General features: G+C 64.3%; 18 protein-coding genes. 11 read left to right on the top strand and 7 right to left on the bottom strand.

Annotation, left to right across the window (positions count from 1 at the left end; translation table 11 throughout):
• The 3 genes from PJK54_RS10625 to tkt all read right to left on the bottom strand — a co-directional run bounded on the left by PJK54_RS10625 (position 1) and on the right by tkt (position 4,727).
• On the bottom strand, positions 1–1,164 hold the full coding sequence (locus PJK54_RS10625) for a phosphoglycerate kinase (RefSeq protein ID WP_084207733.1): 1,164 nt from the start codon (positions 1,162–1,164) through the stop codon (positions 1–3).
• Positions 1,161–2,297, bottom strand: coding sequence for a type I glyceraldehyde-3-phosphate dehydrogenase (locus PJK54_RS10630; RefSeq protein ID WP_271302776.1), 1,137 nt, complete (start codon positions 2,295–2,297; stop codon positions 1,161–1,163). Before PJK54_RS10630 ends, PJK54_RS10625 begins: the two co-directional genes overlap by 4 nt.
• 435 nt (positions 2,298–2,732) lie before the next feature.
• Positions 2,733–4,727 (bottom strand): transketolase, encoded by a 1,995-nt coding sequence (gene tkt / locus PJK54_RS10635; RefSeq protein WP_077379937.1) that lies wholly within the window; start codon positions 4,725–4,727, stop codon positions 2,733–2,735.
• Positions 4,728–5,173: 446 nt separating this feature from the next.
• Here tkt and metK point away from each other — a divergent pair, with 446 nt between their 5' ends.
• From metK to PJK54_RS10650, 3 genes are all read left to right on the top strand, one after another.
• Complete coding sequence (metK, locus tag PJK54_RS10640; RefSeq protein ID WP_077379939.1) at positions 5,174–6,394, top strand: methionine adenosyltransferase; 1,221 nt, start codon at positions 5,174–5,176, stop codon at positions 6,392–6,394.
• Between the two features lie 176 nt (positions 6,395–6,570).
• The gene (locus PJK54_RS10645; protein ID WP_077379941.1) at positions 6,571–7,074 is read left to right on the top strand and encodes a M48 metallopeptidase family protein; all 504 of its coding nucleotides are present in this window, start codon (positions 6,571–6,573) and stop codon (positions 7,072–7,074) included.
• A gap of 194 nt (positions 7,075–7,268) precedes the next feature.
• Positions 7,269–8,540, top strand: coding sequence for a cation:proton antiporter (locus PJK54_RS10650; RefSeq protein WP_271302777.1), 1,272 nt, complete (start codon positions 7,269–7,271; stop codon positions 8,538–8,540).
• Between the two features lie 99 nt (positions 8,541–8,639).
• Here PJK54_RS10650 and PJK54_RS10655 read toward each other — a convergent pair whose 3' ends face one another.
• A complete protein-coding gene (locus PJK54_RS10655; RefSeq protein ID WP_271302778.1) occupies positions 8,640–9,380 on the bottom strand; it encodes an aspartate/glutamate racemase family protein in 741 nt (246 codons plus the stop codon).
• A 393-nt stretch (positions 9,381–9,773) separates the two neighbouring features.
• Between PJK54_RS10655 and PJK54_RS10660 the strand changes: the two genes are divergently transcribed.
• The 3 genes from PJK54_RS10660 (at position 9,774) to PJK54_RS10670 (ending at position 13,641) form a co-directional block, all read left to right on the top strand.
• Complete coding sequence (locus tag PJK54_RS10660; protein ID WP_077379947.1) at positions 9,774–11,249, top strand: NCS1 family nucleobase:cation symporter-1; 1,476 nt, start codon at positions 9,774–9,776, stop codon at positions 11,247–11,249.
• Between the two features lie 210 nt (positions 11,250–11,459).
• On the top strand, positions 11,460–12,608 hold the full coding sequence (locus tag PJK54_RS10665) for a GGDEF domain-containing protein (protein WP_167592949.1): 1,149 nt from the start codon (positions 11,460–11,462) through the stop codon (positions 12,606–12,608).
• Between the two features lie 139 nt (positions 12,609–12,747).
• Positions 12,748–13,641, top strand: a complete 894-nt coding sequence (locus tag PJK54_RS10670) for a UDP-2,3-diacylglucosamine diphosphatase (RefSeq protein ID WP_271302779.1) — start codon at positions 12,748–12,750, stop codon at positions 13,639–13,641.
• Between the two features lie 3 nt (positions 13,642–13,644).
• On the opposite strand, the gene PJK54_RS10675 is transcribed toward PJK54_RS10670, so the two are convergent.
• Entirely contained in the window at positions 13,645–14,574 is a 930-nt protein-coding gene (locus tag PJK54_RS10675) for an AEC family transporter (RefSeq protein ID WP_077379953.1), read from the bottom strand.
• A 348-nt stretch (positions 14,575–14,922) separates the two neighbouring features.
• On the opposite strand from PJK54_RS10675, the gene metF reads away from it, so the two are divergent.
• Together metF and sodC are read left to right on the top strand one after the other, a co-directional pair.
• A complete protein-coding gene (metF, locus tag PJK54_RS10680; RefSeq protein WP_077379955.1) occupies positions 14,923–15,774 on the top strand; it encodes a methylenetetrahydrofolate reductase [NAD(P)H] in 852 nt (283 codons plus the stop codon).
• A 159-nt stretch (positions 15,775–15,933) separates the two neighbouring features.
• Positions 15,934–16,503: a superoxide dismutase family protein gene (gene sodC / locus PJK54_RS10685; protein ID WP_136939546.1), complete on the top strand. Its 570-nt coding sequence runs from the start codon at positions 15,934–15,936 to the stop codon at positions 16,501–16,503.
• Between the two features lie 121 nt (positions 16,504–16,624).
• Here sodC and PJK54_RS10690 read toward each other — a convergent pair whose 3' ends face one another.
• Both PJK54_RS10690 and prlC read right to left on the bottom strand, forming a co-directional pair.
• On the bottom strand, positions 16,625–16,876 hold the full coding sequence (locus tag PJK54_RS10690; protein WP_084207738.1) for a YheV family putative zinc ribbon protein: 252 nt from the start codon (positions 16,874–16,876) through the stop codon (positions 16,625–16,627).
• A gap of 172 nt (positions 16,877–17,048) precedes the next feature.
• Positions 17,049–19,097 carry an oligopeptidase A gene (gene prlC, locus PJK54_RS10695; RefSeq protein WP_271302780.1) on the bottom strand — a complete coding sequence of 683 codons (2,049 nt, stop codon included), beginning with the start codon at positions 19,095–19,097 and terminating at the stop codon, positions 17,049–17,051.
• Between the two features lie 282 nt (positions 19,098–19,379).
• On the opposite strand from prlC, the gene PJK54_RS10700 reads away from it, so the two are divergent.
• The 3 genes from PJK54_RS10700 (at position 19,380) to PJK54_RS10710 (ending at position 22,388) form a co-directional block, all read left to right on the top strand.
• Positions 19,380–20,723: a sodium-dependent transporter gene (locus tag PJK54_RS10700; protein WP_176493858.1), complete on the top strand. Its 1,344-nt coding sequence runs from the start codon at positions 19,380–19,382 to the stop codon at positions 20,721–20,723.
• Between the two features lie 167 nt (positions 20,724–20,890).
• Entirely contained in the window at positions 20,891–21,433 is a 543-nt protein-coding gene (locus PJK54_RS10705; protein WP_077379965.1) for a gamma carbonic anhydrase family protein, read from the top strand.
• A gap of 247 nt (positions 21,434–21,680) precedes the next feature.
• Positions 21,681–22,388, top strand: coding sequence for a metal-dependent hydrolase (locus PJK54_RS10710; protein WP_077379967.1), 708 nt, complete (start codon positions 21,681–21,683; stop codon positions 22,386–22,388).
• The last annotated feature ends 7 nt before the right edge of the window (positions 22,389–22,395 follow it).

Consider the following 22,395-nt stretch of genomic DNA (forward strand, 5'->3'; position numbering starts at 1 on the left):
TCAGCTTGCAGCGGCTTCCAATGCCGCCACGGCCGGTAGCGTCTTGCCTTCCACGTACTCGAGGAAGGCACCGCCACCGGTAGAAATGTAGGACACGCGGGACTCGACAGCGTATTTGTCGATGGCCGCCAGGGTGTCCCCGCCGCCAGCGATGGAGAAGGCGTCGCTCTCGGCGATGGCCATGGCCAGCTTCTCGGTGCCGTTGGCGAACTGGTCGATCTCGAACACGCCCACCGGGCCGTTCCACAGAATGGTGCCGGCATCCTTGAGCAGCGCCCCGAAGCGGGAGGCGGTGTCCGGGCCGATATCCAGAATCATCTCGTCATCACGCACGTCGGCAACGTCACGCACGATGGCCTCGGCCTTGTCGGAGAACTCGGTGGCCACGACGACGTCGGTGGGCAGCGGGATCTCGACCTTGTCCATCAGCGCGCGAGCGGTCTCCAGCAGGTCAGCCTCGTAGAGCGACTTGCCGACGTTGTAACCGGCGGCGGCGATGAAGGTGTTGGCGATGCCGCCACCGACGATCAGCTGATGGCACTTGTCGGACAGCGCCTTGAGCACGTCCAGCTTGGTGGAGACCTTGGAGCCGCCGACGATGGCGACCATCGGCGCGCGCGGCGCGGCGAGTGCCTTCTCGAGGGCTTCCAGCTCGGCGGCCAGCAGCGGGCCGGCGCAGGCGTCCGGGGCGAAGCGTGCCACGCCATGGGTGGAGGCCTGGGCGCGGTGCGCAGTGCCGAAGGCGTCCATCACGTAGATGTCGCACAGGGCGGCGTAGGCGCGAGACAGCGCTTCATCGTCCTTCTTCTCGCCGGCATTGAAGCGCACGTTTTCCAGCAGCACGACCTCGCCCTCGGCGACGTCCGGTGCCGTGTCGAGATAGTCGGTGATCAGACGCACCGGGCTGCCCAGCAGCTCGCCCAGGTGTGCCGCGACCGGTGCCAGAGAGAACTGCTCTTCCGGCTGCCCTTCGGTGGGACGGCCCAGATGGCTCATCAGCATGACGCGCGCTCCCGCATCGCGGGCCGCCGTGATGGTCGGCAGGCTGGCGCGGATACGCGCGTCGCTGGTCACCTGACCATTGCGAACCGGCACGTTGAGATCTTCGCGGATCAGCACGCGTTTGCCTGACAGGTCGAGGGCGGTCATCGTTTGCACGTTCATGACGGGTTCCTTGGTCGTGAATCGGTGGAGAGAGCTCCCGTCGCCAGAGGCGTTGTCATCTCGCAGGCGTGCCAATGGGTGGCGACGTCCAGCATGCGATTGGCAAAGCCCCATTCGTTGTCGAACCAGCACAGCATCTTGATCAGCCGGCCGCCGGCAACACGGGTCTGGGTCGCATCCACGATACCCGAGCGCGGATCGTGGTTGAAGTCGATGGACGCCGTCGGCTCCTCGCTCAACCCCATCAGGCCCTGCAGGCGTCGTGCGCAGGCCTCGCGCAGCAGGTCATTGACCTCGTCCGCGCTCACGTCGCGCTTCACCTCGATGGACATGTCCATGCAGGACACGTTGATGGTCGGCACACGCAGGTGCAGACACTCGAAGCGTCCTTCCAGATGCGGCATCAGGCGGTTGATGCCCTTGGCCAGCCCCGTATCCACCGGCACGATCGAACTCATCGCGGAGCGCGTCAGGCGCAGGTCCGTCTGGTGGTAGGCGTCGATCACCGGCTGGTCGTTCATCGCCGAATGCACCGTGGTGGTGACGCCACGCTCCAGCCCGAAGGCCTGCTCCAGCACCGTGAGGATCGGGATCAGGCAATTGGTCGTACACGACGCCGCCGAGACGATGCGCATGCCGCCAGCGTCCTGCCCTGTCCCGGCGGGGGCCAGCACCGACTGGTTGATGCCGCACACGATGGTGGCATCGACATCGGCGTCGGTATCGCCGGGCTGGGAGAACAGCAGCCGTCCCGCGCCTGCCGACAGATGGCGCTCGGCGGTGGCGCGGTCCTTGAAGCTGCCGGAGCACTCCAGGACCAGGTCAATCCCCAGTGCCCGCCAGGGCAGGCAGTCTGGATTGGCCTCGGACAGGATGCTGATCGCATGGCCGTTGACGACCAGCTGGCCGTCGCGCTGCTCCACCGTGCCGGGGAAGCGGCCATGGGTGGTGTCGTAGCGTGTCAGATAGGTGATGGTGTCCAGGTCTGACAGCTCGTTGATCGCCACCACTTCCAGTGGCAGCGTCTCGCCACGTGCTTCACGTTCCACCAGTGCTCTCAGCACACACTGACCGATGCGTCCGTAGCCATTGATGGCCACTCGCAAGGGGGCGTTCCCCTGGCGAAGGCGCATGCTGGCCTCTTGGGAGGCGTCGGAGGTGGGCAGAGGGGACTGATGGCTCAATGAGGTCTCGTTCCGGGTGTTTTTCAGGGGGTCCATGGTAGCGCATCGCTTTGCTGGGCGGAGGGAGCGAAAGGCGCGCAAGCGCCTGATTTCTGGTTTTTTTCGTCTAAGAACACGTAGTCACACTACCCAACTGGAGGGGTTGTGTAGTCGCCATCCACGCTGTCTGTCGAGGGCTGGATCGCCGGAGAATGACCGTTCATGCAGGATGAATCGTGTCATCAAGCTGTGACTGACATGGAGCGCGTCGACTACAGGCGACAGCCGGTGACGGTGGAGGGCTTCTCGAGTGTCGCACAGACGAAAACGCCGCCGCTCCCAGCGGGAGGCGGCGGCGTCGATCTGCATCCCACTCCGTCATCGACGGGGTGAGTCAGGCGGTGATCAGCCCAGCAGCGTGTTGGCGCGTTCGACCACGTTCTCGACCGTGAAGCCGAAGTGCTTGAACAGGTCGCCAGCCGGCGCGGATTCCCCGAAGGTCTCCATGCCGATGATGTCGCCGTTCAGGCCGACATACTTGAACCAGTAGTCACGATGACCGGCTTCGATCGCCACGCGCGCGGTGACGGAGGACGGCAGCACGGATTCGCGGTATTCCGCGTCCTGGGCATCGAACAGGTCGGTGGCCGGCATGGACACGACACGCACGGCGCGACCGGCGGCTTCCAGCTCGGCGGCGGCATCCATCGCCAGACCGACTTCGGAGCCGGTGGCGATCAGGATCAGTTCCGGCTGGCCGTTGGCGGCGTCCTTCAGCACGTAACCGCCACGGCTGATGTTGGCCAGCTGGGCCTTGTCGCGGTTCTGGTGCGGCAGGTTCTGACGCGACAGGATCAGCGCGGTCGGGCCGGAGTGACGCTTGATGGCCGCATCCCAGGCGGCTGCGGTCTCCACGGCATCCGCCGGACGCCAGGTGGACAGGTTCGGCGTGGTGCGCAGGCTGGTCAGCTGCTCGATCGGCTGGTGCGTCGGGCCATCTTCGCCCAGACCGATGGAGTCGTGGGTGAAGACGTAGACGGCCTGCTGACCCATCAGGGCGGCCATGCGAACGGCGTTGCGCATGTACTCCATGAAGATCAGGAAGGTCGCGCCGTACGGGATGAAGCCGCCGTGCAGACCGGCGCCGTTCATGATCGCCCCCATGCCGAACTCACGCACACCGTAGTGCAGGTAGTTGCCGCTGAAGTCTTCGCGGGTGATCGCCTGGGCGCCCTTCCAGAAGGTCAGGTTGGACGGGGCGAGGTCGGCGCTGCCGCCGAGCAGTTCCGGCAGCTGCGGGCCGAGCTGGTTCAGGCACTCGAAGGAGGCCTTGCGCGACGCCGGGCTGTCGCCGGCGGCCTGAGCGTCCTCGATCATCTTCTCGCTGCTCAGGGCGTGCGGCAGCTTGCCTTCCAGACGACGGGTGAACTCGGCGGCCAGTTCCGGGTGCGCGTCGGCGTAACGGGCGAAGCGCGCATCCCAGTCACTCTCGAGCTTGGCGCCGCGCTCGCTGGCATCCCAGCCCTGATAGATGTCTTCCGGGATGTGGAAGGGTGCGTGGGTCCAGCCCAGCTTCTCGCGGGTCGCCGCGACTTCGTCGTCACCCAGCGGAGCGCCGTGGCAGGACTCGGTGCCTTCCTTGTTCGGGGAGCCGAAGCCGATGACGGTCTTGCAGATGATCAGGCTCGGCTTGTCGTCGTGGCTCTTGGCCAGGGCGATGGCGGCGTTGATCTCTTCCGGCTTGTGGCCGTCGACGTTGGCCACGACGTGCCAGCCATAGGCTTCGAAGCGCTTGGCGGTGTCATCGGTGAACCAGCCTTCGACTTCCCCATCGATGGAGATGCCGTTGTCGTCATACAGGGCGATCAGCTTGCCCAGACCCAGGGTGCCGGCCAGCGAGCCGACCTCGTGGGAGATGCCTTCCATCAGGCAGCCATCGCCCAGGAAGCACCAGGTGGTGTGGTCGACGACGGTGTGGCCCGGACGGTTGAACTGCGCCGCCAGTGTCTTCTCGGCGATCGCCATGCCCACGGCATTGGCCAGCCCCTGGCCCAGCGGGCCGGTGGTGGTCTCGATACCCGGCGCATAACCGTATTCCGGGTGACCGGCGGTCTTGGAATGCAGTTGGCGGAAGTTCTGCAGATCTTCAAGGCTCAGCTGGTAGCCCGTGAGGTGCAGCAGGGAGTAGAGCAGCATGGAGCCGTGGCCGTTGGACAGCACGAAGCGGTCACGGTCGGCCCAGTTCGGGTTGGCCGGGTTGTGCTTGAGGTGGTCGTTCCAGAGCACTTCAGCGATGTCGGCCATGCCCATGGGGGCGCCGGGGTGGCCAGACTTGGCCTTCTGAACGGCGTCCATGGAAAGTGCACGGATGGCGTTGGCCAGGTCAAAACGGGAAGGCATGCAATAGCTCCTCGCCTGCGGGGCGTCAAGAGTGTGGCAATGAATCACGGCGTTCTGCCTGTGGTGCGCAGCGCGCCGGAAAGGACAGTGCGTCGCGTGAACCTTGTGCGTACGAAGCTTCGCCCGTACGCGATCTCCGGGCCAGTATTGTCACCGAGATGACGGGGCGCGGCAAATCGCATCCGGGCCCCGCAGCCGTCCATGCGTCTTGCTGACTTATGCCGGTTGGTGTCCTTCTTGTGGCAAAAAGGTCTCGAAACGGCCGTCGTGCAGTCCGCATGGCGCTAGGCACTCACATAAGTGGCGTGTAAACTCGCCCCCCCGAGGCCGGGCCGTCTGTGTCAGTCCTCAACGTGCGCCGCAAGCGTGTTTCTACTCGGTCTCAAGCAGCCATCTGCCGTCAGTGGCCGAATCATCCCCGCATCCGAAAAGAGGGTCGAGGACCAATGAGCGAATACTCACTCTTCACATCCGAGTCCGTGTCCGAAGGGCACCCGGACAAGATTGCCGACCAGATTTCCGATGCCGTGCTCGATGCCATCATCGCGCGCGACAAGCAGGCACGCGTGGCGTGCGAAACGCTCGTCAAGACAGGCGTGGCCATCGTGGCCGGTGAGATCTCCACCAGCGCGTGGGTCGATCTCGAGGAGCTGGTACGTCGTGTCATCACGGATATCGGCTACACCTCTTCCGATGTCGGTTTCGACGGCGAGACCTGTGGTGTCCTGAACCTGATCGGCAAGCAGAGCGTCGATATCGCCCAGGGCGTCGATCGCACCAAGCCGGAAGATCAGGGCGCGGGCGACCAGGGCCTGATGTTCGGCTATGCCACCAACGAGACCGACTCCTTCATGCCGGCGCCGATCCACTACGCTCACCGTCTGGTGGAGCGTCAGGCGGAACTGCGCAAGAACGGCATGCTGCCGTGGCTGCGTCCGGATGCGAAGAGTCAGGTCACCTTCCGCTACGACGAAGCCGGCAAGCCGGTCGCCGTCGAAGCCGTCGTGCTGTCCACCCAGCATGACCCGGAAGTGTCCCAGGAAGACCTGCGCGCGATGGTCAAGCGCGAGATCATCGAGCAGGTCCTGCCGGCCGAGTGGCTGTCCGAGACCACCGAATACCACATCAACCCGACCGGCAACTTCGTCATCGGTGGCCCGGTGGGTGACTGTGGTCTGACGGGCCGCAAGATCATCGTCGACACCTACGGCGGCATGGCCCGTCACGGTGGTGGTGCCTTCTCCGGCAAGGACCCGTCCAAGGTCGATCGCAGCGCCGCCTATGCCGGTCGTTACGTGGCCAAGAACGTCGTCGCCAGCGGTCTGGCCGACAAGTGCGAGATCCAGGTCTCCTACGCCATCGGTGTCGCCGAGCCGACCTCCGTCTCGATCAACACCTTCGGCACCGGCAAGATCAGCGATGCCAAGATCGTCGAGCTGGTGCGCGAGCACTTCGACCTGCGTCCGTATGCCATCACCACCATGCTGGATCTGGCGCACCCGATGTATCAGCTGACCGCTGCCTACGGCCACTTCGGTCGTGAGCCGTTCGAGCACAGCTACAGCTGGACCGACGTGACCGGCGAGAAGAAGACCGAAACCTTCACCGCCTTCCCGTGGGAAAAGACCGACCGTGCCGCTGGCCTCAAGGCTGCTGCCGGCCTGTAAGGTCGTCAGCTCGACAGGCCTGGCAGGGGAGGGGCATCTCGCCCCCACCGGCTCAGTGTCATGACAGGAAAACCCGCTTCGGCGGGTTTTCCTGTCTCTGGTGGAGCGTTAGCGGCGCGAGCCCGACTGACACGCAGGTCTGACCCTTTGTGGGACAGCAACAGGAGAGAGGCCCAGTGGCTGATCTACGCTATCTCAAGGGCTACGGCCCCGAGATCCAACAGCAGGCGAGTGAACTGCTGGCGTCGGGCAAGACGGCAGCCTTCTTTCTCGCTAGATATCCCGAGCCACATCAGCTGCAGGGGGCCCGTGCGCTGCATGACTACACCATGGCGCTGAAGAATCAGTACCTGCGCAGCTCGGCGCCGATCAGCAAGGTGGTCTATGACGACCGGATTCACGTCATCGACAACGCCCTGGGGCTGCACACCTTCGTGTCGCGGGTGCAGGGCAACAAGCTCAAGGCCAAGCACGAGATCCGCATCTCGTCGCTGTTTCGGCGCCTGCCGGAGCCGCTGCTGAACATGATCGTGGTCCATGAGCTGGCGCATCTGCGCGAGAAGGCCCACGACAAGGCGTTCTATCGACTCTGCTGTCACATGCAGCCGGAGTATCATCAACGTGAGTTCGAGCTGCGTCTCTATCTCTGTCACCGTGAACGTCACGGTGATCTCTGGTAGTCACGGCCAGTGCTGGGAATCACGGCCAGTGCTGGCAGTCACGACCCGTTCTGGCAGTCACGACCCGTTATGGCAGTCACGATCAGCGCTGCTGGCCACGCGAGTGGCTCACCACACCAGCTCGTATGAAAGACGAATGACAAGGACGTCATGCCCGCCAGGGTATCGGCGCCACTGCAAAGGACCGTTTTCGGATGCTCAATCTCGCTGCACTGTTCATTACCATCACTGCCGTGTGCATGTGGTTCAACCACCGGGTCCTGCGCCTGCCCCCGACCATCGGCGTGATGGCCATCGGTCTGGTGCTGTCACTCGGCGTGATCGGACTGGATCACTTCGCGGTGACCACCGTCGTGGCCGACATCGCGGAAGACTGGCTGGGGCGCATCAACTTCAACAGCCTGCTGATGGACGGCATGCTGTCCTTCCTGCTGTTCGCCGGTGCGCTGCACGTGGATCTCTCGCGTCTGAAGGCCTATCGCCGCTCCATCGGCCTGCTGGCCACGCTGGGCGTGCTGGTCTCGACCCTGGTGATCGGCTCCGCCGCCTGGTGGCTGTTCCAGTGGGCCGGCATCGAGGTGCCGTACCTGTATTGCCTGGTGTTCGGTGCGCTGATCTCGCCCACCGACCCGATCGCCGTGCTCGGCATCATGCGCAGCGCCGGGGCGCCTGCCGACATGGAGATCCGCATCGTCGGCGAGTCACTGTTCAATGATGGCGTGGCGGTGGTGCTGTTCACCGCGCTGTTGAGCGCGGCCTCGGCGGGCAGCGGTGAGGTCGAGCTCGGCCACATGGGGCTCCTGTTCCTCGAGGAAGCCGGCGGCGGGATTCTGCTCGGTCTGGCACTGGGTGCGCTGGTCTATCAGCTGATGCGCAGCATCGACCAGTATCAGGTCGAGGTGATGCTGAGCCTGGCGCTGGTGTTGGGCGGCTACGCGCTGGCCTCGGCGCTGCACGTCTCCGGCCCCATCGCGATGGTGGTGGCGGGGCTGATCATCGGCAACATGGCGCGTGATGGCGCCATGTCCGACAACACCCGCCGCTATCTGGACGGTTTCTGGGAGCTGGTCGACGAGATCCTCAACGCGGTGCTGTTCGTGCTGATCGGCCTCGAGCTGGTACTGATGCCGATCACCCTGACCTCGATCGGCATCGCCCTGGCGCTGGTGGCGGTCATCCTGCTCTCGCGTCTGGCGCTGATCGGCATTCCGCTGAGCCTCTTGCGGCGCTGGTATACCTTCCGGGCCGGCACCACGCGCGTGCTCACCTGGGGTGGCCTGCGCGGCGGCATCTCGGTGGCACTGGCCCTGGCGATTCCCGAAGGTGACTTCCGCGAGCCGCTGGTGGTCACCACCTACATCATCGTGCTGTTCTCGATCCTCGTGCAGGGCCTGAGCATCGGCAAGCTGGTGACCGCAGTCGTCGGGGATCGCTCTCGCTCGGAGGCGCCGCACGACCAGCATTGAGTCAGAGCCTGCCAAGAGGAACGCCCCCTTACTGACAGCAGTGAGGGGGCGTTTTCGTTGCTGTCGAGAGAGGCAAGCCAAGGGCATCGCAATGGCAGGTCAGAGGGCGGCCAGCCCCCGGGCAAAGACGCCGCTGAGCGGCTTGGCCTCGCCGCCCGGTGCCGCGCGGGTGACGGCGGGCTGGCGCATCAATGTCAGCAGCAGATCCCGTCCCGCCAGCAGCGGGTCGACCACCGGCAGACCGATATCCCGAGCGATGGCGTCGCGCAGCGGGCCCATCGCGGCGCAGCCCAGCACGATGCTGCCGGCACCGCTCGCCCTGGCCTGCTCACAGCTCTCAAGCAGCGCCTGCGGGGGAGTGCGCGCCTCGGACAGCGCCAGTACCGGGACGTCACAGGCCAGCAGTGCCTTGCACAGCGGACGCATCGCATAGCGCTCCAGCAGCTGCTCGGACATCGGCAGCGTGCTGGTCATGCTGGTGACGATGGCAAAGGAGGGAGCCGCCAGCGTGGCCATGTGCATGGCGGCCTGGGCGATGCCGATCACCGGCACGGGGCTCAGTTCGCGGGCGGCCTCAAGGCCGGGGTCACCGAAGCAGGCCAGCAGATAGCCATCGGCGGGGGGCGTGTCCAGCAGGCCTTCCCTGTCCCGGGCGATCAGACTCAGCAGCGCGACCACCGCCATGGCTTCCTCGACGGCCGTCTCGATGCTGGGGGCGCCATGCTCGGCGGTCAGTACCTCGAGTCGGACGTCGTCCGCGAGCTGTCGTTGCAGCGAGTGCGCCATCTGCTGGCTCATCGCCTGGCTGGTGTTGGGATTGATGACCTTGAGACGCAACATGGCGCGTGTCTCCTGTGATGAGGTTCGGCTCGCGGGGATGGGTGAGACGTTCGAGCAGGATGGTCAATACGTGAGCAGCATTCGTGCCAGACGGGCAATCACCGCTTCAGCAACGTTCGTTTCATCGTTGGTGCGCCCTGGTGGTGCATATGGCGAATTCAGGGGGAATCGATGGTGCTTGAGGGGGCAGCGATTTCGGCTTGAGAGGCACTACTGGCAGGAGGTGCAGGCAGAGCGGGGGTTGGGGGAAACGCTGGGAGATTGAAAAGCCGCAACATATGTTTCATTGGCATGCTTGTTGATAGGGGGATAGGCATGGCGAGGCGTGATGCCTCGTGACCGGCCCACGGACGGAACGTCCACTCGGGCACCAAGCCCCCTCTGGAGACAACAATGACACCCCAGACTCCCCCTGACCTGAGCAACGCCAGCAAGCGGCTCATCAACGACGACCTCGCGCCCTGCGAGCAGAACTGGAACTGGTACAACATCTTCTCGTTCTGGATGTCCGACGTGCACAGCGTCGGTGGCTATGTCTTCGCCGCCAGTCTGTTCACCCTGGGTCTGGCCAGCTGGCAGATTCTGGTCTCGATGCTGGTGGGGATTCTGGTGGTGCAGGTGTTCGCCAATCTGATCTCGCGGCCCAGCCAGCAGACGGGGGTACCGTTTCCGGTGGTCTGCCGCCAGTCCTTCGGCATCTATGGCGCCAATATCCCGGCGATCATCCGCGGGCTGATCGCGGTGGTGTGGTACGGCATCCAGACGTATCTGGCGGCACATGCCTTGATGCTGGTGCTGCTGCGTTACGTGCCGTCGCTGGAGGGGCTGACCGAGGTCCAGTACCTCGGCCTCTCGCAGCTTGGCTGGTACTGCTTCCTGTTCATGTGGGTGCTACAGGCGCTGGTGTTCTGGTGGGGCATGAACGCGGTGCGCCGTTTCATCGATTTCGCCGGGCCGGCGGTCTATGTGGTGATGTTCGCGCTGGCGGGCTGGATCGTCTGGCAGGCCGGCTGGGACAACATCAGCTTCACGCTGGGCAGCAAGACACTCTCCGGCAGTGATGCCCTGTGGCAGATGGTGATCGCCGCGGCCCTGGTGGCGGGCTACTTCGCGGGTCCGACGCTCAACTTCGGTGACTTCTCGCGTTACTGCGCCACGCCTGGTGACGTGAAGCGTGGCAACTTCTGGGGCCTGCCGGTCAACTTCCTGCTGTTTGCCGTCATCACCGTGGTAGTAGTGTCCGGCACGCAGCCCATCTTCGGCGAGATGCTGCATGACCCGATGGAGACTGTCGCGCGCATCGACAACGGTGTCGCGGCGGCGCTGGGCATCCTGACCCTGGTGCTGGCGACCATCGGCATCAACATCGTGGCCAACTTCGTGTCACCGGCGTTCGACTTCTCCAATGTGGCGCCGTCGCGCATCAGCTGGCGGATGGGCGGCATGCTCGCCGCCGTCGGCTCCATCTTCATCACGCCGTGGAATCTGTTCAACAATCCGGAAATCATCCAGTACACCGTGGGCATTCTCGCCGCGGCCATCGGCCCGGTGTATGGCGTGATCCTGTTCGATCACTACTTGATCCACAAGGGCGGCATCAACACCCGGGCATTGTTCACCGACAGCGCGCAGGGAGAGTATTTCTTCGAGAAGGGCGTCAATGTCGCGGCGGTCAAGGCGTTGCTGGCCTCCTCGGCGGTGACGCTGGTCATCAGCTTCCTGCCGCTGGGTGACATCACCCACTTCACGCTGTTCATCGGCGGCCTGATGGCGGCAGGGCTGTATGGCATCTTCTCGGGATATTGGCTGGGAGATGCTGCCTCCGCGCGCATCTATGTGCCTGCTGGTTCACGCGGCAAGGTCGTCTGACCGCAGGCGAAAGGCGCGAGTCACGTCGAGACGCTCAGGGCCCGTACCTTCCCGGTATCGGGCCCTGAGTGCATCTCGCCGCCAGGACTCGTGGCAGTAGCGTTGGCGGGACGCGAGCCGTCGGGATAGGGGGAGGCTGGCGGCAGGTGTAGCATGAGGCCATGCCCCAGCTTTCCGAGAGGACGTGCCGTGTCGTTCCATGATCACCTCATGCCATGCAGTGAGATGGAGGATGAGGAGTCTCGCCATTATCGGGCGCGACTCAATCATACCTTCGTGCTGTTCGCGATGGCGGGTCTGGCGTGCTTTCTGCTGTTCGATTACTTCCAGGTCCCTGACGCCTGGCCGACCTTGTGGCTCGGGCGCTTTCTGCTTCTCGGTGTCTGTGTGCTGTGTGTGACGCTACTGCGTCGCCAGCCACGTCGGCCCGACGATATCGCATTGCTCGGCGCCGTCTGCGCCAATCTGTATTTCTGCTTCGGCGCGACGATGATCCAGGATGCCATCACGCTATCGCTGTGGAACCTGAGCTTCTCGACCTCCATGCTGATCGCCATGCCGGCGTGGCTGGTGTGGGGCTGGCGGTACCAGCTGGTCAGCAGTCTGCCGTTGATACTGGGCTATCTGCCGCTCTTTCTATGGCTGAGCCCGCTCTCGCTCAAGGACCTTGCCGGCGCGGGAGGTGCCTACATGATCGCGACGATGATCATGGCGCCGGCGCTGGCGCACGCTCGCAGCTCCACCTTCCTGCGTACCGTCAAGCTGCGCCGGGCACTGGAGGTGCGCAACGCCGAGCTCAGCCACATGAATCAGCAGCTGCTCACGCAGCAGCATGAGCTGGAATACCGTGCCAACCATGACCTGCTGACCAGTCTGCCCAACCGCCGCTGTGGTCTCGAGTTTCTCGACAGGACGTTGGCCGCCAGCCTGCGAGAACGCCGGTGTCTATCCATCCTGTTCGTGGATGTCGATCGCTTGAAGTACGTCAACGACACCTTTGGCCATCCCCAGGGGGACCGGCTGATCCAGTTGGTCGCCGCAGGCGCGGCACAGGCCGCGGGAGAGGAAGGGATGGCCTGCCGTCTGGGCGGAGACGAGTTTCTGGTCGTGCTGCCCGGGGCCTGCGACATGGCCAGTCAGCAGGCGGCGAATCAGCTGATGCATCACCTGGAGGCGCAACGTCTCGAGGAGCAGATCGCCTTTCCGGTCGAGGTGAGCATCGGGCGGGTCACGCATGACTCGGTACTGCAGGGCGAGATCAGCGTGCAGGATCTCATCCACATCGCGGATGATCGCATGTACCGCCAGAAGCGCGCCGGCCGGCATGCGGTGGTAAAGGGGAGCAATCAGCAGGCGTGAGCGGCGGGTTGTCATCGCCCGGTCATGGTCCTGTTATGGAGGCGTCATCGCACGCGGTCACTCTGGTCCGGCAATCCGGGGCGTAGCCATGTCTGTCTGCGCTCGCCGATCCCGAGGTGATTGATCAGAGGTAACTGACATGCCCGTGCCGCACTTCGCTCCCCCGTCTTCTCCGGCGTCTTCTGCAGAGGCGGCGCCACGGCATGCGTCACTCGGCCAGGTGCGGACATTGTTCATCTCGGACGTGCATCTGGGCACGCCGGACTGTCAGGCGGCGCTGCTCGCGAAGCTGCTGCGGCGCGTGCGCCCTGAGCGTCTGTATCTGGTCGGCGATATCGTGGATCTGCTGGCGATGCGCAAGCGTGCGGTGCTCGACAAGGATCAGCAGGCGCTGGTGGCGCGGGTACTGCGCCTGGCACGCAGTGGCTGCGAGGTCATCTACATTCCCGGCAATCACGATGCCGCCTTCCGTCGGCTCTGCGGCCTCAAGCTCCACAACGTGAGCATCGAGCGGCGCGTGATCCATACCACCGGCAGCGGGCGCCGCCTGCTGGTCTCTCACGGCGATGAATTCGATACCCATGTGCGCATCGCACCGTGGCTGCTCACGCTGGGGGATGGCATGCACGGCTTCATCCTGTCGCTCAATCGCTGGTGCAACCGCGCGCGTGGCATGTTCGGTCTGCCTTACTGGTCGCTGGCCAGCGCGCTCAAGCGCCGCAGTGGCGTCGCCCAGCGCTACGTGGCCCAGTTCGAGGAGGCGGCCATGCGCCAGGCCCGTCTCGAGGGCCTGGATGGCTATGTCGGTGGGCATATCCACCAGGCGGGCTTTCGGGTCGAGGATGGCGTGCTCTACTGCAACGACGGCGACTGGGTAGAGCACTGCACTGCGCTGGCGGAAGATGGCGACGGCGCACTGCATCTGATCGACTGGCAGGGGCAGATTCTCGAAAGCGCCCCGCGTCATGTGATGCCGCGTCAGGCCGTGCCACCCGCCACCGAGGCCGTCACCCCCGAGATGGCCGGGGCCTGAGCCTCACCCCAGCCCGCTGATCGTCAGCATCCATGACAGGTAGAGTGGGATGATCAGCGGGGCCGCCAGGGTAGTCAGCATCACCGCGATCGCGCCCTTGGCCGGCTGGATGTTCAGCTCGATGGCCAGCACGACCACATTGGCGGCCATCGGCACCACCCCCAGCAGCAGCAGGACCTGCGCCAGTACCGGGTCGAGTGCGAACAGGCTGCCCAGCAGCATCACGCTGCCCAGACTCAGCAGCGGCCACATCACGAAACGCAGGGCGGTCGCGGCCAGGATGAAGCGCGGGTCGACCTCGCGCAGGCTGATGCCCCCCAGCGTCATGCCGATGATCATCATGCCCAGCACCGTGTAGCTGTACTTGAAGTAGTCGAGCCCCTCCATGACCGCCCCCGGCACCTGAAGCCCCAGCGTGCCGACCAGCAGTGCGGCCATGAAGGCGTAGATCAGCGGCAGCCGCGCGATCTTCACCAGACTTTGCTGCATCGAGAACTGCCCGCGCGCACTGACGTAGAAGCCCAGCGTGAACTCATACAGGGTGATGCCGAGCAGGCAGAACAGGTACTGGGTCACGCCTTCCGGCGGCAGCAACAGCATCGCGACCGGCAGGCCGAAGTAGCCGGTGTTGCCGGTGCCGGAAGAGAAGGCGAGCAAGGCGGCCTCCTGCGGCGGGAAGAACTTCGCGGCCAGTGGACGCACCAGCAGACAGATGAGGCTCGACAGCGTGAACAGGCCCAGTGTCAGACCCAGATCGCTCAAGGAGGGCTCGCCCAGCACCAGTCCGCGGAAGAAGGTCAGCGGCGCGATCACGTAGATCAGCAAGGTGGCGATGGGGCGTGGGTCGATGGCCAGCTTGCGGGCGCAAAGTGCGCCGATGGCAACGAAGGTGATCAGCATCCAGAGCGGTTGCTGCAGATCCAGGTGATCCATCACGGTTCCTTGTGAAGCGGGGCGGGGGCGTGCGAGCCATCATGCCGTGAGTCATGTGCCGACGTCATCTCGAAAACGGCGCCCGCTCGGGCTGCAGGGAGGGTGTCGCGCAGCAGGTGAGCCGGGTAAGGCGTTGTGGTTATAAGAAAGCAGTTTCTTATATGAATGATATTGATGTTGAGGCGAAAACCTTTCATTGGCCGTGGATCGAGGCGCAGGTCATGATGCATGACATGCACCGTGCGCGTGCTTGTGTCATCAGCGCAGCGCCACACGGCAGCACGCACACCGCGACGTGTGCGGCACAAGAACATCAATGCCGGACACGACCGACCAGGAGGCCGCCCCATGAGCGCCAGCGAACACCCCTCAGGCATCAGTTTCGAGTTCTTTCCACCGAATACCGAGGTGGGACGTGAAAAGCTGATGGGTGTCCGTGACCGCCTGGCCGCGCTGGACCCGGCATTCTTCTCGGTCACCTATGGCGCTGGTGGCTCCACGCGTGAGCGCACCTTCAATACCGTGCAGTCCGTGCGCAGCAGCGGTATCTGCACGGCGCCGCATCTGTCATGTGTCGGCAGCGACCGTGGTGAGCTGCGCGAGATTCTCGGCGAGTATCGCGAGCAGGGCATCAAGCGCCTGGTGGCGCTGCGCGGTGATCTGCCGTCCGGGATGGGCGCGCGCAGTGAACTGCGCCATGCCAATGAGCTGGTGGAGTTCGTGCGTGACGAGACCGGCGATCATTTCGAGATCGCGGTGGCCGCCTACCCGGAGTGTCACCCGCAGGCTGACAACTACCGTATGGATCTGGAGAACTTCGCACGCAAGATGAATGCCGGGGCCGACATCGCCATCACCCAGTACTTCTTCAATGCCGATGCCTACTTCCACTTCGTGGAGCGAGCACGTGATCTGGGCATCCAGCAGCCGATCATCCCGGGCATCATGCCGATCACCAATTACACCAAGCTGGCGCGTTTCTCCGACTCCTGCGGTGCCGAGATTCCGCGCTGGATTCGCAGGCAGCTCGAGAGCTACGCCGATGACAGCGAGAGCCTCCAGGCCTTCGGTACCGAGGTGATCTCGCGGATGAGTCAGCGTCTGCTGGATGGCGGCGCGCCGGGTCTGCATTTCTATACCCTCAACCAGGCCGGGCCGTGTCTCAAGGTGCTGGAAAACCTGGGGATCTCTTCTCGCTGAGGTGTGCTCGCCCGGCGTGCGCGGCAAGTCATTGGCAGAATTGCATTGAATGTGACGTCTCTCGCCCTGAGGTCTGAGGGGTAGCCGCTTGCGACAGCGGCCCGCAAGCCACTCAAGGCGTCGGCAGTGAAGCCGGCCTCAGTGAAGGAGAGATTGCTCATGAATCACGAAACACGGCATACGGCATCCTTTGCGACATCTACCAGAAAGCCCTTCAAGAGCGCCGCTGCGGTGGCGCTCGGTGCCTGGTTGTTCGGCGGTGTCGCCCAGGCGGCCACCGAGGTGGAAATGCATCGTGTCAGCAGTGACGGGGTGGGCGAGACCGTCGGTAGCATCATGGCCGAGGACACTGCTGATGGTCTGCTGCTGACGCCGAAGATCGAAGGACTCGAAAGCGGCATCCATGGCTTCCACCTGCATGCCAATGCCAGCTGCGAACCCGCCGAGAAGGACGGTGAGGCCGTGGCCGGTGCCGCGGCAGGTGGCCACTTCGACCCAGAGGAGACCGGCACCCACCAGGGCCCGTATGGCGATGGCCACCTGGGCGATCTTCCGGCGCTGAGCGTCGATGCCGATGGCAAGATCTCGCTGCCGGTGTTGGCTCCGCGCCTCAAGGAGAGCGATCTCGGCGGTCATGCGCTGATGATCCACTCTGGCGGTGACAACTACACCGATACGCCCAAGCTGGGCGGTGGCGGCTCGCGCGTTGCCTGCGGCGTGGTCAAATGAAAGCCGTGGGCCAGTCGAGCTGACAGTCCGTCGAGCTGATACGCAAAAGCCCCGCCATCTGGCGGGGCTTTTTCATGCAGCAAGCATGGATGCCACGGGGGGCTCGCGATATCACATGCGGTCAATGCAGCTTGCCGGGGTCCAGGATACGCACCGGCTGGACCTCATCACTCGCGGGCTCGTCGCGTGGCGCGTTCACGCGCGTGGACAGCTCCTCGAGGGTGGGCGGTTCCTCGATGGCCTGTTGCTCGAAGAAGTCACAGGACACGCAGTCACGGTAGCGTGTCTCGTTCTGCTCCCAGGTGCGCAGGCGGTCCATTGCTCCGCAGCGTGGGCAGACGGCACCCGCGATGAAGCGCTTGATGGTAGACATGGTGCCTCCAGTCAGGATCTGGTTGTGTCAGGCCGCTCGGCATCGGGCAATGCGAGCGTCAGGCGGACGATGCGCCATATGATACGCCCCCGACCGGCAAAGGTCAGGGGCGCAGGGTCAGCAGTGTGTGATCAGGCTTGCGCCGTCATCAAGACCGGCGTCTGGGCGAGGCTCAGGCCGCCTGGGCACCGATACCGGAGTGACGCAGCAGGGCACCGACCTGCGGGTCACGGCCTCGGAAGGCGCGGAACAGCTCGGCGGCATCACGCGAGCCACCCTTGGCCAGTACCTCTTCCCGGAAGCGCTGACCGGTGGCGGTGTCGAAGACCGCGCTTTCCTCGAAGGCGCTGAAGGCATCCGCCGACAGCACTTCGGCCCACTTGTAGCTGTAGTAACCCGCGGCGTAACCGCCGGCGAAGATGTGGCTGAAGCCATTCTGGAAGCGGTTGAACTCGACCGCCGGGACCACGGCGACCTTGCTGCGTACCTCGTCGAGCAGCGTCTGGACATCGCCGGCGGACGGCGTGTCGAGCTCGTGATGCAGGCGGAAGTCGAACAGCGAGAATTCCAGCTGGCGGACCATGGTCATCGCCGCCTGGAAGTTGCGGGCTGCCTGCAGGCGCTCGAGCATGTCGTCGGGCAGACGCTCGCCGGTATCCACGTGACGCGCGATCAGATCCAGCCCTTCACGCTCGTAGCAGAAGTTCTCCATGAACTGGCTGGGCAGCTCGACGGCGTCCCACGCCACGCCATTGATGCCGGAGACTTCGGCGACTTCCTGACGGGTCAGCATGTGATGCAGACCGTGACCGAACTCGTGGAACAGCGTAACCACTTCATCGTGGGTCAGCAGCGCCGGGCGGCCACCCACCGGGCGGGTGAAGTTGCAGGTCAGATAGGCGACCGGCAACTGCAGGCTGCCATCCTCGCGGCGACGACGCACGCGGCACTCGTCCATCCAGGCGCCGCCACGCTTGCCTTCGCGGGCATAGAGATCGAGATAGAAGCCGGCGATCGGCGTGTCATTCTCGATCACCTCGTAGTAGCTGACGTCGTCGTGCCACACCGGCACTTCACGCTGCTGGAAGGTGATGCCGTAGAGGCGATTGACCACCTCGAACAGTCCGTCGATGGCCTGCGGCGCCGGGAAGTAGGGGCGCAGCTGTTCCTGATTGATCGCGTAGCGTGATTCGCGCAGCTTCTCGCTGGCGTAGCCGACATCCCACGGTTGCAGGTCATCGATGCCGAGGCTTTCGGTGGCGTAGGCCGCCAGCTCGTTGAACTCTTCACGCGCCTGGGGCACTGCACGGGTCGCGAGGTCCTCGAGGAAGCTGATGACCTGTGCCGGCGAGTCGGCCATCTTGGTTGCCAGTGACAGTGAGGCGTAATCGTCGAAACCGATCAGCCTGGCCAGTTCCTGACGCAGGGCCAGAATCTCCTCGATCACCGGACCGTTGTCGAAATCACCGGCGTTGGGACCCTTTTCCGAGGCGCGGGTGACGAAGGCGGTGTAGACCTCCTCGCGCAGCTCGCGGTTGTCGGCGTAGCCGAGCACCGGGAAGAAGCTCGGGAAGTCCAGGGTGATGCGATAGCCTTCCAGCCCCTTGGCCTCGGCGTTGGCCTTGAGCGCCGCGAGGCCGCTTTCCGGCACGCCCGCCAGCGCCTCTTCCTCGACATCCTTGTGCCAGGCCTGGGTGGCATCCAGCACATGGTTGGAGAAGGTGTTGGAGAGTTCGGACAGGCGCGCCTGGATCTCGCCATAACGCTGCTTCTTGTCCTGGGGCAGATCGACACCGGCGAGACGGAAATCGCGCAGACTGTTGGTGATCGCCTTCTGCTGGGCTTCATCAAGGCTTGCGAATTCGTCGCTGTCCGCAAGGCGCTGATAGGCCGCGGCCAGATCGCTGTTCTGACCCACCCAGGTGGAGTAGGCCGACAGCTTGGCCAGACAGGCCTGATAGGCCTCGCGCAGCTTGGGGGAATTCATGGTCGAGTTGAGGTGCGAGACCGGTGACCAGGCCTGGCTCAGGCGGTCGCCAAGCGCTTCCAGCGGCGCGGCGAAGTTGTCCCAGCGCGTGTCGTCGCGGGTGGCCTCGATCAGGCGCTCGATCTCCTGCTGGTTGTGCTCCAGCAGTTCGCTGATCGCGTCTTCGACATGCTCGGCCTTGAGGGTGTCGAAGGGAGGCAGAGTGTTGCGTTCCAGCAGGGGATTGATCGACATCGTGTACCTCGCGTCATTCGGATGGGCGGCAGCGGTGAACGGTAAAGGAAGACTGGCGCATCGGAGGCGCCACGAGAACGGTGTCACCGTCGCCGCGGGGATACCTAGAATGTGAGGCCTTGGCGCGTGTTATTCAATCTATCGACCCGATAGGAGGCGGCTCGGACCTCTCCGCGTGGGACGCCCGAGCCGAGCCCGCATTGGCCCTGAACGACGCGGCTGCTATCTTGCAGCCCCTGATGAGCCTTCATTGACTATCGATTCTTCACCACGAGAGCAGACATGAGCGAAACCACCGAACGCTGGGGCAGTCGCCGCGCCTTCATCCTGGCCGTCACCGGCGCTGCCGTCGGGTTGGGCAACATCTGGCGCTTCCCGTACATGACGGGCGAGAACGGCGGTTCGGCCTTTCTGCTGCTGTACATCGGCTTCGTGCTGCTGCTGGGCCTGCCGGTGATGATGGCCGAGATCATGATCGGTCGCGCCGGTCGGCGCGGGCCGATGCAGGCGCTCGCCCATCTGGCGACCAGCGCTGGCCGTACGCCGAACTGGCGCTGGCTGGGCTTCTTCGGTGCCATCACCATGTTCTTCATCCTGTCGTTCTATTCGGTGGTGTCGGGCTGGTCGATCGAGTATCTGGTCGATTCACTGAAGGGGGACTTCAGCGGCATGAGCCCGCCGGAGATCGGCGCCTCCTTCGGTGCCTTCCTGGAAGACCCGGTCACCATGACCTTCAACCACACCGTCTTCATGCTGATGACCATGAGCGTGGTGGCCGCCGGCATCTCCTCGGGGCTCGAGCGTCTCAACAACCTGATGATGCCGCTGCTCTACGTGCTGTTGCTGGCATTGGCCGGTTACAGCATCAGCACTCCGGGCTTCGGTCCCGCCATCAGCTGGCTGTTCATGCCCAATCCCGACGCCATCACGCTGGACGTGGTGCTCAATGCCATGGGGCATGCCTTCTTCACGCTGGCGGTCGGCGCCTGTGCGCTGATGGCCTATGGCGCCTACATGCCGGAGCGCCAGAGTCTGCCGACGGCCGCGATTGCCGTGGCGGCGCTGGACATCGGGGTGGCATTGCTGGCGGGGATCGCCATCTTCGCGGCGGTGTTCAGTCAGGGGCTGGACCCGGCTTCCGGGCCCGGACTGATGTTCGTCAGCCTGCCCATCGCCTTTGCCAATCTGCCGGGCGGCAGCCTGCTGCTGGCGCTGTTCTTCCTGTTGCTGCTGCTGGCGACCTGGACCAGCTCGATCAACATCGCCGAACCCATCGTCGAGGTGCTGCAGGGCTGGGGAATGACACGTCGGCGTGCCGCGCTGGCGGTGGGTATCGCGGTCTGGGCGATGGGCCTGTTGTCGGTGCTGTCCTTCTCGAGCCTCAAGGAGGTGCACCTGCTGGGAGAGATGAACGCCTTCGATGTGGTGACGACGATTCCGCCGGACTTCTTCCTGCCGATCGGCGGCCTGCTGATCGCCATCTTCGCGGGCTGGATCATGCCGCAGAATCTGGCATTGGCGGGGCTGGGGACGTCGCGTCGTTTCTTCCGTCGCTGGCGTTGGGTGCTGCGCTGGATCTCGATTCCGCTGGTGCTGGTCGTGCTGGGGTGGAGCTTCTTCAAGTAGGCCGCCAAGGGTTACGTGAGCAGGGCGTTTAGTCCTCGGGAGGGGCGGTGCCGCAAGGCGGGGAAATGAGCGTCGTCGAGCAAACCGCAACGCGATTCAGGCTGCCGCGCTATTGGCATCATGACGATGGGAGCAGTAGGCTGGTGGCCTAATTCAGGAGGCAAGGCATGAGCATTCGATCCTTCAAGGGCCTGACGCCGCGGCTGGGCGAACGGGTTTTCATCGACCCCAGCAGTGTCGTACTGGGCGATGTCGCCCTCGGTGATGACAGCTCGGTATGGCCACTGGCCGTGATCCGCGGCGACATGCACCGTATCCGTATCGGCGCGCGTACCAGCGTGCAGGACGGGGCAGTGCTGCACATCACTCACGCCAGCGACTTCAATCCGGGCGGCCATCCGCTGGAAATCGGTGACGACGTCACCATCGGCCACAAGGCCGTGCTGCACGGCTGCACCATCCATGACCGCGTGCTGGTCGGCATGGGAGCCATCGTGATGGACGGTGTGGTGGTGGAGGATGAGGTCATCATCGCGGCGGGCGCACTGGTGCCGCCTGGCAAGCGTCTCGAAGGCGGGCATGTGTATGCGGGCAATCCCGCGCGTGCGCTGCGTCCCATCAAGGACAGCGAGCGTGAGTTCTTCACCTATTCGGCGGTGAACTACGTCAAGCTGAAGGATCAGCATCTGGCTGAGGATTACGCCGGCTGAACCTCCTTCAAGGAGTTCCCCGAGCGCAGCAAAGAGCACTCCCCCGTCGGCCCAGGCTGGCGGGGGAGTGCGCGTTTCGGGGGCTGCATTTCCCGAGCGTTGACGGTGGAGGCAGCATCTGCACTCACAAACCCGGACAAGCCATTGTTTTTCATGAAATGCTTGCGTCATAATCTGGACATATATCCAGTGCCAGCGTGTGGTGACTGGTCCAGTGACATCGTCGAGGGCTCGCGACCCGTATCTCATGGCCAATTTTCGTACCCATATCACCGTGGCAGCCTTTGCCGGCGGTATCGTGGCGGCGGCCGGCTGGCAAGGCGGCCTGTGGTCGCTGGCGGAGGGTGTGCCGCTGGCGAGCCTGACGACCTTCGGTGGCATCCTGCCGGACATCGACTCAGACAACTCGCGCGCCATCCGTATCCTGTTCACGCTGTTTGCGGTGCTGGCGACCATGGCCTGCGTGCTGCTGCTGCAGGACCGCCTGCTGGCGGGGCCGCTGATGATGGCGGGCGGCGCGACCTATCTGGGCGTGCGCTATGTGGCCAGCGCCATCTTCAAGCGTTTCACCGTCCATCGCGGCATCTGGCATTCCCTGCTGGCCTCATTGTTGTGCTCGCTGGGCGTGACGGCCGCCAGTCTGCATCTGCTCGGCCAGAGTGAGGAGCAGGCCTGGTGGCAGGGCGCCGCCCTGTTGTTCGGCGCCATGATCCATCTGTTGCTGGATGAGATGTACAGCGTCGACATGGTCGGGGCGCGTCTCAAGAAGAGTTTCGGCACCGCCTTCAAGCTGTTCGATTACCGCGAGCCGGGCAACTCGCTGGCGATGGTGGCGGTGATCGCCGCGATGACTCCCTGGCTACCGCCGCTGGCGGTGCTGGTGGACATCATGCACCTGCAGGGACCGCTGTCCGTCTTCGGCGCCAGCCTGTCTCGCCTGATGGCCGGTGTCTGACACGACG

The organism is Cobetia sp. MMG027 (genome assembly GCF_027947415.1).
Lineage (GTDB): Bacteria > Pseudomonadota > Gammaproteobacteria > Pseudomonadales > Halomonadaceae > Cobetia > Cobetia marina.

Excerpts from the sequence above, each read along its gene's own strand:
- PJK54_RS10700 (WP_176493858.1), top strand. The coding sequence starts at position 19,380 with ATGAGCGAAACCACCGAACGCTGGGGCAGTCGCCGCGCCTTCATCCTG.
- sodC (WP_136939546.1), top strand. The coding sequence starts at position 15,934 with ATGAATCACGAAACACGGCATACGGCATCCTTTGCGACATCTACCAGA.
- PJK54_RS10650 (WP_271302777.1), top strand. The coding sequence starts at position 7,269 with ATGCTCAATCTCGCTGCACTGTTCATTACCATCACTGCCGTGTGCATG.
- PJK54_RS10675 (WP_077379953.1), bottom strand. The coding sequence starts at position 14,574 with ATGGATCACCTGGATCTGCAGCAACCGCTCTGGATGCTGATCACCTTC.
- PJK54_RS10655 (WP_271302778.1), bottom strand. The coding sequence starts at position 9,380 with ATGTTGCGTCTCAAGGTCATCAATCCCAACACCAGCCAGGCGATGAGC.
- metK (WP_077379939.1), top strand. The coding sequence starts at position 5,174 with ATGAGCGAATACTCACTCTTCACATCCGAGTCCGTGTCCGAAGGGCAC.
- PJK54_RS10665 (WP_167592949.1), top strand. The coding sequence starts at position 11,460 with ATGCCATGCAGTGAGATGGAGGATGAGGAGTCTCGCCATTATCGGGCG.
- PJK54_RS10705 (WP_077379965.1), top strand. The coding sequence starts at position 20,891 with ATGAGCATTCGATCCTTCAAGGGCCTGACGCCGCGGCTGGGCGAACGG.
- PJK54_RS10625 (WP_084207733.1), bottom strand. The coding sequence starts at position 1,164 with ATGAACGTGCAAACGATGACCGCCCTCGACCTGTCAGGCAAACGCGTG.
- PJK54_RS10630 (WP_271302776.1), bottom strand. The coding sequence starts at position 2,297 with ATGCGCCTTCGCCAGGGGAACGCCCCCTTGCGAGTGGCCATCAATGGC.
- prlC (WP_271302780.1), bottom strand. The coding sequence starts at position 19,097 with ATGTCGATCAATCCCCTGCTGGAACGCAACACTCTGCCTCCCTTCGAC.
- PJK54_RS10690 (WP_084207738.1), bottom strand. The coding sequence starts at position 16,876 with ATGTCTACCATCAAGCGCTTCATCGCGGGTGCCGTCTGCCCACGCTGC.
- PJK54_RS10660 (WP_077379947.1), top strand. The coding sequence starts at position 9,774 with ATGACACCCCAGACTCCCCCTGACCTGAGCAACGCCAGCAAGCGGCTC.
- metF (WP_077379955.1), top strand. The coding sequence starts at position 14,923 with ATGAGCGCCAGCGAACACCCCTCAGGCATCAGTTTCGAGTTCTTTCCA.
- PJK54_RS10670 (WP_271302779.1), top strand. The coding sequence starts at position 12,748 with ATGCCCGTGCCGCACTTCGCTCCCCCGTCTTCTCCGGCGTCTTCTGCA.
- tkt (WP_077379937.1), bottom strand. The coding sequence starts at position 4,727 with ATGCCTTCCCGTTTTGACCTGGCCAACGCCATCCGTGCACTTTCCATG.
- PJK54_RS10710 (WP_077379967.1), top strand. The coding sequence starts at position 21,681 with ATGGCCAATTTTCGTACCCATATCACCGTGGCAGCCTTTGCCGGCGGT.